The organism is Streptomyces lydicamycinicus, assembly GCF_000829715.2.
Classification (GTDB): Bacteria; Actinomycetota; Actinomycetes; order Streptomycetales; family Streptomycetaceae; genus Streptomyces; species Streptomyces lydicamycinicus.
In genome coordinates this window covers 651,159-664,284 of record NZ_BBNO01000004.1, presented here as the reverse complement: position 1 = coordinate 664,284, position 13,126 = coordinate 651,159, and the positions used below count along the sequence as shown (strand labels likewise).

Annotated in this window: 7 protein-coding genes; 3 read left to right on the top strand and 4 right to left on the bottom strand. The window is 66.9% G+C overall.

The window, feature by feature from the left end:
- Nucleotide 1: 1 nt before the first annotated feature.
- Together TU31_RS16140 and TU31_RS16135 are read right to left on the bottom strand one after the other, a co-directional pair.
- Nucleotides 2-3,160 (bottom strand): helicase-related protein, encoded by a 3,159-nt coding sequence (locus TU31_RS16140; RefSeq protein WP_042154880.1) that lies wholly within the window; start codon nt 3,158-3,160, stop codon nt 2-4.
- Entirely contained in the window at nt 3,157-4,773 is a 1,617-nt protein-coding gene (locus TU31_RS16135; RefSeq protein WP_042154878.1) for an NERD domain-containing protein, read from the bottom strand. Before TU31_RS16135 ends, TU31_RS16140 begins: the two co-directional genes overlap by 4 nt.
- A 45-nt stretch (nt 4,774-4,818) precedes the next feature.
- Here TU31_RS16135 and TU31_RS40450 point away from each other — a divergent pair, with 45 nt between their 5' ends.
- From TU31_RS40450 to TU31_RS16120, 3 genes are read left to right on the top strand one after another with little or no spacing between them, the layout of a single operon-like run.
- Nucleotides 4,819-8,493: a sigma-70 family RNA polymerase sigma factor gene (locus TU31_RS40450; RefSeq protein WP_078885805.1), complete on the top strand. Its 3,675-nt coding sequence runs from the start codon at nt 4,819-4,821 to the stop codon at nt 8,491-8,493.
- A complete protein-coding gene (locus TU31_RS16125) occupies nt 8,490-9,482 on the top strand; it encodes a hypothetical protein (protein WP_181018611.1) in 993 nt (330 codons plus the stop codon). Before TU31_RS40450 ends, TU31_RS16125 begins: the two co-directional genes overlap by 4 nt.
- Entirely contained in the window at nt 9,479-10,366 is an 888-nt protein-coding gene (locus tag TU31_RS16120) for a DUF6339 family protein (RefSeq protein ID WP_042154876.1), read from the top strand. Before TU31_RS16125 ends, TU31_RS16120 begins: the two co-directional genes overlap by 4 nt.
- A gap of 491 nt (nt 10,367-10,857) precedes the next feature.
- Here TU31_RS16120 and TU31_RS16115 read toward each other — a convergent pair whose 3' ends face one another.
- Nucleotides 10,858-12,006 (bottom strand): alpha/beta fold hydrolase, encoded by a 1,149-nt coding sequence (locus TU31_RS16115; protein ID WP_078885804.1) that lies wholly within the window; start codon nt 12,004-12,006, stop codon nt 10,858-10,860.
- 131 nt (nt 12,007-12,137) lie between these two features.
- Nucleotides 12,138-13,043: an NADP-dependent oxidoreductase gene (locus TU31_RS16110; RefSeq protein ID WP_042154874.1), complete on the bottom strand. Its 906-nt coding sequence runs from the start codon at nt 13,041-13,043 to the stop codon at nt 12,138-12,140.
- Nucleotides 13,044-13,126 lie beyond the last annotated feature (83 nt).

The following is a 13,126-nucleotide window of genomic DNA, read 5'->3' as shown; positions in this document are numbered from 1 at the left end:
TTCATGCTCCTCTCACAGCAATCAGGCACTCGCGGTCGACATTGCGCATCGACTGCGGTGTTTCCCAGATGCCGCCCTGCTTGCCGAAGTCGGTGAGGAGCGATGTGTGCAAGCGCCCCTGGGGTTGGTAATAGAGGCGGCTGCCATCGCCTCTAGCGATTTCGGCCTCCTGCTGCCAGGTCTCGATCAGGCTGTCGAGCTTCTCGGCTGCATCATTGGCCTCCATCGGGTCGGCCCGCCGTACGTGATCAACGATGAGTTCGCGGACCCGTGCGACACCGTCCGGATGATCGAGGATTTCGCCCGCCCGATTCTCGGCGCTCAGGCCGAGTCCATGACGCACGAGGATGGTGAGGACTGCATGTAGGGCGCGCTTGCGGGAGGGCATGGACCACGGTGTGACGCTGGTGGGTTCGACGTGACGATAGAGCGAGCGATGGTAGATACCGAAGGATTCGTAGTGCGATCGATCGCGTGGCTTGCTGGAGCGGAACAGCGTGACGATCAATCCGGGCACGTGACGTCGGCCGACGCGACTGGTGGCCTGGATGTATTCCGATGTCGTCTTGGGCTGCCCGTTCATGAGCATGAGGCCGAGGCGGGGAACGTCGACACCGACCGAGAGCATATTGGTCGTGGCGAGGAAAGAGATGCTGTCGCGTTCCTTGAAATGCTTGCCCAGACGCTCGAGGAGCCGTGGTTGGACCGCGCGCGGGATGTTGCTGGTGAGTTCGAGCACCGAGTCCTCGTTCAGCGTCCGGCGTCGTGTGGCGTCGTTCGTCAGGTGCTCGAGGCGGGCGGGGATGTCGTCCCGAGCGATCGTGACGGTTCGGCCCAGCTCTCGCAGACTGTTGTGATAGGCGACCACGGTCCAGTACGTGTCCCGAAGGGCGTCATCGTCGCAGATCTCCTTAGGGGCCTGCAGTGCGGCCGCCCCCACATGGACGGTCGAGGTCGACGCCGTGTGCCCCTGAGCCATGACTCCGACGTACAGGCGGCCGGGCTTCTCCTTGTCCGGTGAGGCGAAGTACGAGTGGCCGGCCTTCATACCGGCCGGGGGGAAGAGTTGGGCAGGGCGACCGTAAAGGCTGCGGACCTGTTCCTGCGAACGCCGAATGGTTGCGGTGGAAGCGATGACCTTCGGGACGGTACCGCCCCACGCACACAGCTCGAGGATCGCCGATTCGTACAGGCCGACGGTTGTTCCCAGAGGACCGGCCAGGAGATGCAGCTCGTCCTGGATCACCAGCGAGGGTTTACGTGTGCCGTTCCGGCCGAAGAGGTTTCCCGCCTTCGGTTCCCACGCCAGGCGGGCGAACTTGTCCACGGTGCCGAGCACGAAGGTCGGCGGTTCTTCGTAGATCTGCTCGTCCACCACGGAAACCGGAAGTCGATCGTGGAAGATGCAGGTGCCGCGAGGGCAGAAGAACGAGGTGGTGACCCCGTCCGCCTTGATGCCGAAGTCCTTGTCCTGTCCCTGTCGGGCCGGGACGATCTCGGTGCCGCACCAAGGGCAGCGCTCCAGCAGGAACCGATCATCGGGCTGGTTCATCTGCTTGAGGACGCTGAGCTCGTCCCGAGCGGCGGCGATCTTGTTCGGTGTGGTGTCCTTGCCCACCCAGAGCCCGATGGAGATGGGCTCCTCGCCCAGGTCGTGGGAGAGGGGACCGTCGTGTCCCGCACGGATGTACTCGAGGGCGCAGATGGCCGTTGCCGTGCGTTGGAACTGCTGAGTGGTGAGCAGGCTCAGCGTGTATCGGCTCAGGACGGCTGTGCCTCCGCCCGCTGCGCCGAATCGCAGCCGGCGCCAGAGGATCTCGAAGCAGGCCGTGAGGAGGTATGCCTCCGTCTTGCCACCGCCCGTGGGGAACCAGATGAGATCGACCGTCTTGCGGTCCTCGTGCTCGGGGTTCATCAGCCCCTCGACGACGAGAAGGAAATAGGCGAGTTGGAACGGGTGCCATGCGTAGTGGGCGGGGGGCTCGGTCAGCTCGAGTACCTCGCCGTCCCTCTTGCGGCGGCGGCCCGCCAACTCGGGGCAACTGTGGAGCATTTGGAGTGCCATGGCGCGGTTGGCGAGCCTGAACGCCTCGCGCGCCTGGGCCCCCGCCGGGGTCGATGCGGTGAGAGCCCGCACGCCCGATTCCATGCGGTGGAGCGCGGTATCGATGCGTTTGAGAATACGGGCGGCGGGCGCTGAGGCCCACGAGTCCAGGGTCGCGGCGTCCGACCGTTGGGTATCACACCATTCGCGATATCCGAGGACGAAGGAGTGCAGCCCGGTCCGCAGATCGTCCACTGTGAGTTCCGGTCGGGAGAGATACGCGAGGTTGAGCACCGACAGGTTCTTCGGCCCGTCGGGTTTGATGTGCTCGACCACCTGCGAGGGCATGATCTGCGCCCTGACGGTGGTGACCTCTTCGGAGTCCTCGTCCCACTCGACGGCGCACCCGTGCCCCACGGCTCGCGTCAGGATGTGCTGGTACTGGACCCGCAGCTCCTGCTCTTCTTCGTCTCGGCTGTTGAGACGGGTGCTCGGGTACTCGCGGATCGTGCCGCCGATTGTCGTGGCCCGCAACTCGGCTTGGAAGAGCATCAGGTCCCGGTCCTTGTGGGAGCTCTCCTCCTCGTCATGCGCATTGGCGAGCACGCATGTGACGAGATACCCACGACCGAAGGGGCGCCAACGGACATGGAGGCGCCCGTGTCCGTCCAGAACCGGGACGGGAGTCGTCTGCTCCACGGAGATGGTCTCCGTGGCCGACAGTCGAGGCTGCCGTTGCCAACTGCGCCGCCCGCCGTCGCGGGATGTCACGTAACGGGACGCCTCACACGTCACCTCGATATGACGGGCATTGGTGAAGAAGGAGAATCCGAGAGAGGAAGGGAGCCAAGCATTCGCCTCGGCCACGGGGTCGTCGGCAAATCCGTCTTCTTCCCCGATGCCGGCCGCGATCTCGTTGAAGTCTTGTTCGCCGTCGTTCTGCGAGTGCTTCGTCAGGGAAGCACCACGCGGATACAAGGTGCCCATGAGATAGCGCCGGTCAGGGGGGTCGACGAGCGTCTCGTCCTCGGCAATAGCCGGCCCGACCAATTGGTCGCGGAGGTACTTGACGAAGTCTTCGCGGTGCTCGGAGAGCCGGGGGTCGATGTCGTTCATCCGAGACGTCCCTCCCGCTTCAGCACCGCAACACCGAGATCTTTGAGCACTTGGCGGGTGCCGGGACGGCAAGCCACCCAGAGCTGAGCGCGGGCTCTCGTCCAGGCGACATAGATGGCGTCCAGCCTGCCTTCCAGGTGTTCGGGTTCGAGGTCGATGAGGCAGACAACATTGTTCTCGTGGCCCTTGAAGTCGGCGACCGAGGACCAGGTGAGCCGGTGCTTGGTGCGATCGGTTCCGACCACGTCCGCGAACCGTTCGATTCTGGAGGCGCGCTGTGAGAGGCGGGCTGAACTCGTCTGCCAGTCCCCGGCCACTGACAGCAGGGTGACGTCCTTGGGGGAGACGTCTTGCCGTACGAGCTCGTTCACATAGGCATCGAGAGCGGTTGCCTCCTCCTGGGCACTGCGTACCTCGGTGAACCGAACCGGTTCCCCCTCGCCCGCGGAGGCCACGCCCAGGTTCGCGCCCGTGTGGAAGTGCACCTGCTTGACGATCTGCACGGTGTTGCGACAGTTGCGCTTCAACGGTCCGTAGGGGAATCCGAGCGGATGCAGGTACTCCCAGGCACCCGGGTCGTAGGCTTCCGGAGCCAAGACCTGGTTGTTCTGGTCGAGCATGAAGAGCCATCGGCCCTCGGCGAGACCGCCATCGACCAGCTTCTCCAGGGTGTCCAGGCTCGCGAAGTTCATCAGATCCTGTGCTTCGTCCACGATCAGGTGGTCGAAGGTGCGTCCTCGAACTTCGTCGAGACGGTCGAAGGGCAGGACGGTGATCGCCTCATCGGTGAGGATGCGGCCCATGTGAGTCGCGAGCGTGACACTGGCGCAGGTGAACAGGACTGTGCCGATGGCCGACTTGCGCCGGGCAGCCTCGGCGGCGAGAAACGTCTTGCCCGTGCCGGCTCCGCCCGTCCAGATGAGGCGTGGGGTCGACTCCAACTCATCCAGTCTGTCGAGCTGTTCGCCCGTCAGCCGCTCGAAGGCGACTTCGAGATGCGTCAACCGCGACTGCAGATTCGGAACGAGGTCGAAGTCCGGTCGCACGGCCTCGAGCATCTTCTTGCGCAGGGGGGCGGGGATGGGAGTGCGGGCCCAACTGTTCCGTGGAAGCCAGAATCGGATAGCCCGTTCTATACCTTGTGCCAAGCCGCGCCCGCCGGCGTAGGCATCCCGACCCAGGTACTGCTGGGGCTCGAACTGGGTCATACGTTGGATGTTGACGTCCGGGGTGATCACCAGGTAACCGCTGGGTACGCCGTGGTGCCTCAAGTTACCGACCAGTGCGCCCAATTCGCGTTCGAACTCATGCATACCCCCGTTGGCCTGTTCCCAGGGGCTCTCCTTGGGTCCGACTTCGCGGCCGACGGGACCGTAGAACCACCTTCCGTCCTTGTGGTGCACGCGGCCGCCCTTCACCTCGATGAAGAGCAGGAGGTCGGGCGTGATGACGATGAAGTCGATCTCGCCGAGTCGCTTCTTGTGGTGCTTGGGAAGGTGGACAGTGTGCAGCGCGACGCTCTCGTCGTCCGGGATGGCCTTGAGTGCGGCGAACACGCTGCGCTCGGCCTGGCTCCTGGTACTGCTCGAGATCTCGCTCGGAATGATCCGCATCAACTCTCCCCATGGTCACGCCAACGCCTCCAAGGTAGCGAGTGATTGATCGTCACGTTGCAGGACCTGTTGAGGAAGTGCCGGCAGTGCGGCTCGATGAATGATGGACTGGGAGGAGCGAAAGCGGAGCTCGGGGGTGTGATGACGAGGGAACGGGACGGTGCATCCAACGAGTCGGTGGGGGCCGGCAGTTGGAATGCGCTTGTCCGGCTCATGCGGCGATTCATGGCGGAGGGCATCGAACTTCGCGTCGCCCTGGAGCAGGTGATGAGGGCTGCGCGACTCGACGCGTCGCAGGCGCGGTCCTTGCACGCGGCGGTGGCAGCGAAGGAAGCGGAGAGCAAAGGAACCAAATTCGAACGGGAGTGCGGCGAGGGGGAGGGTGTCGAGATCGATGAGCTCGCCGACGGTTTCGATTCCCCTGAGGGAGATCCCGAGGAAGGGGTGGAGGAGGTCCCGGACCTCGAGTCGTTTCGAGGCACGGTGCGTGTCGAAGACCACCATGCGGCAAGACGCGCTGCGCGAGCCCTCCTCGCGGCCGACGCCAAGGGGGTGGACCTGGAACAGCGACTGCTGAGCGCCGAGGAGGAGGTGGGGCTCTGTCTCCTGTTCCGGGCGGTCCGGACGCCATCGGAGTCGCTGACCTCCGGTTACGCGGCACGACTGCCGAGAGACAGCGAACCCTACCGGGCCTTCACTGCGATGATCGTCCACAATCAGCGACTTGTTCACAAGATGCTGAACACCCTGGGATACCGGGAGGGAGGCTCCGAGTACGAAGACCTTGCTCAGCACGGTATGACCGGTTTGATACGGGCAGTGGAGAAGTTCGATGTTTCGCTGGGCTGCAAGTTTTCGACCTACGCAACCTGGTGGATTCGCCAGCACATAAGTCGAGCGGTGATCAATGAAGGATCGTCCATTCGGCTTCCGGTTCACATATGGGACCAGATTGCGAAGGTTCGCAAGCGAGAGCGGATGTTCCTGAACCAAGGCGTGAAGCCCAATGTGGAGGATCTGGCCCTGGCGTGTGGAATCAGTCCGGCCAAGGTTGTGGAGTGCCTGCGGCTCAGCCGTCGTCCGGTGGTCTCACTCGAACTTCCTGTCGGTGAGAACACCACGCTCGCAGAACTGATCGTCGACGAAGGGCAATCGGTGCCCGGCCCCGAGCAGACTCTTCACTCGAGTTTTGAGCGCGAGGAACTCTTTCAGCTCTTCCAGGCATGCGCATTTACGGATCGGATGAGGGAGGTTCTCCTTCTGCGGTTCGGGTTCGTCGACGGCAGGTCCTGGACGCTGGAAGAGATTGGCGGGAGATTTGGCGTCTCTCGGGAGCGCATCAGGCAGATCGAGAAACGCGCCATGAAGGAGATGAGGACCTATATGGGCCTGGATCCCGATGATCCCGCCGAGGAGCGACGTCGCAAAAGAGCCGCTCGGGACAGTGCGAAGGAGGCCGCTGAAAGGGCGGGACGCCTGGAAAGCGCGGAGGGACAAGAGGGCCCAGATGTCGGAGAGCCATTCAGTGGCAAGAACGCCACTTTCGAGGCGGAGAAGGGTTCCGAAGGGGGAGACGGAGCGTTGAGCTCACAAGAGAAAGACTTCGGCCGCTGGTTGGCCGAGCGGATGCACAGCAGTGGGATGGACGAAGTCGAGCTGGCGCGCAGGTTGGGAGCGACGCGAGCGCTTGTCTCTGATTGGCTGGCGGACCGTTCCGTGCCGGGCCCGGACCGCCTGGCCGGGGTGCGGGAGGTGTTCACGGTCGACGACGAGAGCCGACATGGCCCCGCGGCCGGTCCGGAACGTCAGGGTCAACCGCCCGAGGAGCCGGCCGTGTGGTACCACCGCCCTGGACATGACGACGGGGGACGGGAGTTCGGCAACGCAGCGGCCTTTGCCTTCGAGGCTGACCTGGAGGTGCTGGCACGGGAGGCGACTCAGAACAGTCTGGACGAGCGCTGCAAGGGGAACGAGCGGCCGGTCAGGGTTCGCTACACCTTGCATGAACTGACTGGAGACACCCTGGCTCGTTTCCGTACGGCGATCCGCTGGGACGACCTTCTGCCGCACTATGAGGCGGCCGCCCTCCAGGATCAGAAGGTCGGACGTGTCATCAGTGTCGGCCTGAGGGAGATGCGGGAGCGGGACCGACTGGTACTCCTCCGAGTCGACGACTACAACGCCAACGGGCTGACCGGAGACGATTACGAGGACGGTCGGTTCTCCGCCGTTGTGCGGCGTCAACTCGACAGCCATAAATCCGATGTCGCGGCAGGGGGCTCGTACGGCCTGGGCAAAGCCACTCTCTGGGCAACCAGCCGATTGGGACTGGTCCTCATGAACTCCACGCTCTCCGAACCTCATGAGGGGCGCCTGGCACGCCGGCTGATCGGACGACTCGATCTGCCGTGGCGGGAGGTGCAAGGCAAGCGATACTCCGGCCCGGCCTGGCTCGGCCGTCCCGACACCGAGGCGGACAATGCGGACGTGGTGCGCTCCTGGTGGGGCGACGAAAGCACGGTCGAGGACCTTCACCTCACCCGCGAGGGCGATGACCCGGGTACCTCATTTCTGATCGTCGGAGCGCACGACGTTGCCAGCCTCGCGGAGGTCGGCCGGGACCACGAAGGAGACGACGACGAGGACAGCCTCGAGGGCATGCACCAGCGTCTGGTCCGGGCACTCGGCCGGAACTTCTGGGCTGCGATGACGGCAGGAGGCGCTCGACGGCCCTTGCTGGAGGCGTCGGTGCGGACGCTGCGCAACGGTGTCGAGCTCATCGAGGAGGAACGTATCGATCCGCTGGTTCATCAGCCCGCGCGCTCGCGCGCCCTTCAGGCGTTCTTCAGCGGCACCACGGTGGACCGCCTCACCTCGTCCGGCCAAGTGGCCATAACCACCGTCCCGTTGAAGGTGCCGGCGCGGGACGGAGTCCCCGGAGCGGTAGGCGAACACCGGGCGGTTCTCCTCGTCACCGAGGCATCGGACGCCGACGGCAGGATCAACCAGGTGACGGCCATGCGCGGCAATCGCATGACGGTCAAGACGAGCCGGGTGCCGGACCTCCCCATCGGAACCAATCCGTTTCAGGCTGTTCTGCTCGCGGGCCGGGCCGCGGGTGAGGACGCCCCGTTCGCCGCGGAGGCGGAGGATTTTCTGCGGACCTCCGAGCCACCGGAGCACAACAAGTGGGGTCAGACGGAGGAGTTGAGGATGCGCTACACGCCCTCGGCCCATCGCAGGATCGCAGCGTTGACCACGGAGACCAACAGGGCCGTGCGTGAGCTCGTGGCCATCCCACAGGAGAAGAAGCCCAGCGGCACGGGAAAGGTGCGTAAGCGGCTCAAGATCACAGGTAATGCGTCGGCGAAGGTCAAGGGCTCGACCGAACCTCCGCAGCTCGACGACCTCGATGCCGTGGTCGACACGTCCGGAGCGTGGCAGGTCACGGCCGAGGTCAAGGTGCCGACCGGTGGAGAGGCCTGGCGCATGAGTCCTGTGGCCAAGTTGGAGGTGCGCTCGGGCCCGCGCCCGGTGGTCAAGTGGGCCAAGCTCGAAGCCGTGAGCAATTGTGAATTCGATGGTGACACGATCCAGTTCACGCCGGGTACGCGTCGTGCCGTCTTCAGGGGCGTCACGGACGTGTCGACCCATCCGGTCCGCGCGGCGCTCACCGGACTCGTCGTCGAACTCCAGGCAGGCAAGGGAGACTTCGCATGAGGGCCTATCCGTATCCACGTCTTTCCGGAGCGGTGACGTCCCGGGTCACGGCTGTGCGACTCAGGGGCCCCGGCGACGTGCGGGAGGATCTGGACACCAAGGGATTCTCAGTGGTGGAGCACGTCGTGGCTCTGGGGCGGGCCGAGCGGGACGATTGGCACACGGCCCGGCTCTCTCTGTCGGCGACGATCCCCGCCCGCGAGATCGCGGAAAAGGGGCGATGGTCCGAAGTGGCCGTGGTGGCTGTTCTGACGGAGAAGGCCACCAACGCACGGTTCGTCACGCGACTCGGTTGTGCCGCCGGTGACGGCAAGGAGTGGGCGGGAGAGATAGAGGTTCACCGGCCCGGATTCGTTGACCGTGCCTCACTTGCCGTGCACGTGGTGGCGACCGTCGATGGGGTGGCAGGACGGATCATCGGCTCCACCGAGCGGGAATGGATGATCGACGTGACGGCGGACGTACCGCTCAGGGACCGTGAACTGGACGTCACCACCAGCAGTTTCGCGCGCGGTGCCGCTTGGCTGCGCCCCTATCGGGACGCGCCCTGGATCGTGGACCCCTCGGGGCGGATGCCCACCGTCCGGCTGAACTCCGACTTCGAGGGGCTCCTCGCGCTTGTGGAAGGCGAGGCATCGAAGGTCGAGAGCGTCGTCGGGGAGATGCTGATGGCCCAGATGTGCACCGACGTGTGGACGGCGGTGTTCCACACCGCCATCGGTGACCTGGAGATCGAGGACGACGGAACCCCGCTCCTCCCACCGGACTGGCGCGGGGAGGTGCTCCGCGAGATGCTCCCGGACGTCGTGCCCGGACACTCGGTGGAGGATGCCCTGCGCGAGGTCCACACGCGCCGTCGCGGTGACGGGAGCTGGGCCGAACTTCAGCCGCGTATCCATATCGCGGCCACGCGCCGTGCCGGAGTGCCCAAGACCCTGACCGACACCGTCCGTAAGATCGAGCGACTTGAGCAGGAGAACCACGCATGACCGCCAGGCCTGAGCATCTGCCGGAGAGGCTTGCTCGGATCTCCGATATGCAGGCTGCCGAGTTCATCTCCGCGGGATTGCTCGCCGGACGCGAGGACGTGGCGTCGATCGCGTTGAACAAGGTCGCCGAGCCACTCGAGGGGGACGACGAGCGGGGCCGTCTCCACCCCGTGCGGGATCTGATCGAGCAGGCACTTCAGGAGTTTCAGGAGACCCGCCCCACGGCGGCCGACGCCTGGCTGGCGCCGCGCCTGCACGCGACGCTCCGTCTGAGCCGACGTGAAGCGGCCGATGCCGGACTCTGGTCCTACCTGGCACTTGGTGTCGCACCGGACTACGTCGTGTGGCGGCACCAGCCCGAGCCGAAGGCGGACGAGGCGCCGCGAGGTGTCGCCCGGAAGCGATTTCTCGGTCCGCACCACACCCAGGCATTCGCCCGCCTCTGGTGGGCTGCCGAGCTCTTCCGCGACGGGGCCGACTACGGGCCGGCGGCCAGGGCATGTGGCAACCAGGACATGCTGAACACCACGCTGCGCCTGGATGTCATAGACCATCGCCCCACCGCTCAGGCGCTCGTACGTCTCATGGACCACAAGATCGTGCAGACCGGACGAGAGGTCAACGCTCTGGTGGCCGCTGTGAACGCGTCGGCTGCCACGCTGATGTATGACCTCATTGCTCCCGACGTGGAGTACGACCCGGATCCTCTGCGGGGCTGGATCGCGGCCGCCGAGACCTCACGCGCGGTCTCCCGACACGTTCTGCCGGAGGGGCCGGAGGAGGAGCCTGCGCCGGACGAGTCCGTGGAGCGTCTGGCCGCTCTTTTCGAAGGGCTCTTCGCGGATGTATCGGTAAGGGGGCGAGTCTCCGAGGAGAGAGGGTGATCTTGTGACTTCAGTGGCGCCGATCCCGGGCGCCACACCCGATTTCGTGCACTTCACGTGGTGGCGGTCGCCATCTCCTTCTCTGTGGACGCCTTTCCGCGTAGCGCCGTGCTGAGCATATGCATGCTGAACCGGGGCGGTACGGTGCTGCTTACCTGCCGGGCCTGATTGCGCCCCGGCTGAGGGAATTCGGGAGAATCGCCCTTCTCGAGTGCCACGGCCATCGGCATTCAGCGTGGCTTTGCAGAGCCTCGCGTGGTCCTTCCGTGCGCTGCTGCTCGTCGCTGCGTAGCCGGGCAGTGCGCATGCGGTTGCTCCATCCCGGCCAGGTCGTCGGTCTTCCGGCCTGGATCGGTGACCGGCCCCGCACGGGCTACCGCCTCCGCGCGTGGTGCCGTCAAGGCAGGGTCCGCCGCAGGGCGAACGCCCTGCGGGAAGGCGGGCGTGGGACCGCACCGCCGTTGCCGATGCGGCCCCCCGCCGGTGGGTACTCAGGCGCTGTGCTGCTTGAGGAAGTCGGTGATCAGCTGCCGCCATTCCTCGGGGCGTTCGACCATGGGCAGGTGGCCGGTGGCGATTTCCACGAGCTGGGCGTGCGGGATGGTGTCGGCGAGCTGCCGGTGCAGGCGGGTGGAGGTGAACCGGTCCTGCGTGGTGGAGATGACCAGGGTGGGTGCCTGGATGCCCGGCAGGTCGTCGCGGACGTCGACCCGGGGGGCCAGCTCGGCGTGCTCGGGGGTGCCCTCGGCGACGCTTGCGGCGGTGAAGCCTATGGCCTGCTGGAGCTGCTCGTCCGGCATCGCCTCCAGTGCGTCGGCGCCCAGGGCCATCATCGTCAGGTACTCGGCCAGCAGTGCGCGGTTGCCCGACTCGGCCAGCTTGCGCCAGACCGGCAGGGCGAGCGCGAGCCGGTTGTCCCGGTGGGGGAAGGTCGCGGTCAGGACGAGGGCGGTGACGCGCTCGGGGTGGCGGGCCGCCGCGCGGATGGCGACCGGGCCGCCGAGGGAGTAGCCGGACACCGCGAAGGTCTCCAGGCCCTCGGCGACAGCGGCGGCGACGAGCTGATCGGCCAGGTCGTCCAGCGACAGCGGCGTGGCGGAGCGGGGAGTGTCGCCGCTGCCGGGGTAGTCGACACCGACCACGGTGTGGTGCGCGGCCAGACCGTCCAGGATCGGGCCATAGGTGCCGGCCACGCTGCTGCCGGCGCCGTGGGCGAGGGCGAGGCCGGGGCCGGAGCCCAGGACGGTGCGGGCGAAGGTCGCTTCGGGCAGGGTGCGTGCGGACATGGGGGTTGCCTTCCTTGAGGAGTGACGGGGCGGGTGGGGGCGGTGCTGCGACCAGGAGCGGAGCTGTTCCAGGGCGGGCAGCAGGGCCCGGCCGTCGGCGGTGAGCGTGTAGGTGGCGGGCCCGGGCGGGAGTTGGGCGTGGGTGACGAGCCCGGCCCCGACGAGTTCGCGCAGCCGGTCGGCGAGCACCTTGGTGCTGATGTGCTCGATGGCGGCGCTCAGTTCGCCGTAGCGGGCGGGGCGGGTGGCCAGGGTGTGGAGGATGACGCCGGTCCACTTCTGGCCGAGGACCTCGAACGCGGCGATGAGGTCCGCGTCGGCCGTCAGCGGCAGGGGGTGGGGCCGGGCTGCCATGGGTCTCGCGGTCTCGCGTCCTTGGTGAGGGGCGTTCGGTGGGCGGGGGCCGCAGCCGGCCGGGGGTCTCGACTGCGGCCCGGCCGCCCCGTCCGCTCCGGCGCGCGGGGCGGCGGCCAGGGGGCAGGGGGTCAGGGAAGGAGAACGACCTTGCCCCGGTTGCGGCGGGCCTCGAGGTCACCGTGTGCGGTGGCGGCCTCGTCGAGCGGATAGGCCCGCCATACGGGGAGAGCGAGCTCGCCGGCGGCGGCCAGTCGCACCAGCTGCGGCAGCGAGTCGTCGGCCGGGTCGGCACTGCCGGCGCTGAAGCGGACGCCGTGCTGTGCGGCGGACATGTCGGCGATGGTGATGACACGGTCGCTGTCACCGGTCAGGGCGACGGAGTCGGCGAGTACGCCGGCGCCGGAGGCGTCGAGGACGGCGTCGACTCCCTGGGGAGCCGCGGCCCGCACCCGCTCCACCCAGCCGTCGCCGTAGCGGACCGCGGTGGCTCCGAGCGCGGTGACGCGCTCGATGTCGTGCTCGCCGACGGTCCCGACGACATCGAGGCCGCGGGCGGCGGCCAGCTGCACCGCGACGGTGCCCACACTGCCCCCGGCGCCGTGGACGAGCAGGGTCTGCCCCGCCCGCACCTCCAGCTGCCACAGCACCCGGAACGCGGTCCGACCGACCGTGACCAGCGAGGCGGCGACCTCCCACGGCAGCGCCCGCGGTTTGGCCACCGGCCGGTCGAGCAGGGCGTATTCGCCGTAGCTGCCGCCGACCGCGGCACCGAGAACCTCGTCGCCCACGGCCGCGTCGGCCCCCTCGCCGACGGCATCGACGACACCGGCCGCATCCAGACCGGGGACCACGGGGAAGCGGGCCGGGGCGGCCTTGGCCATCAGACCGGACCGGATCTTGATGTCAAGAGGGTTCACGGAGGCGGCCCGCACACGGATCCGGACCTGGCCCGGGCCCGGCTCCGGCGTGGTGACCTCCGACAGTCGCAGCACCTCGGGTGCGCCGTACTCGGAGAAGGTGATCGCTTTGGACATCGCAAACTCCCAGGTAGGGGCGGGTGGAGAAGGAACCGCACGGGCTGTCACGCACGGTGCGGCCGCCTCGGCGGGGTCGTCGC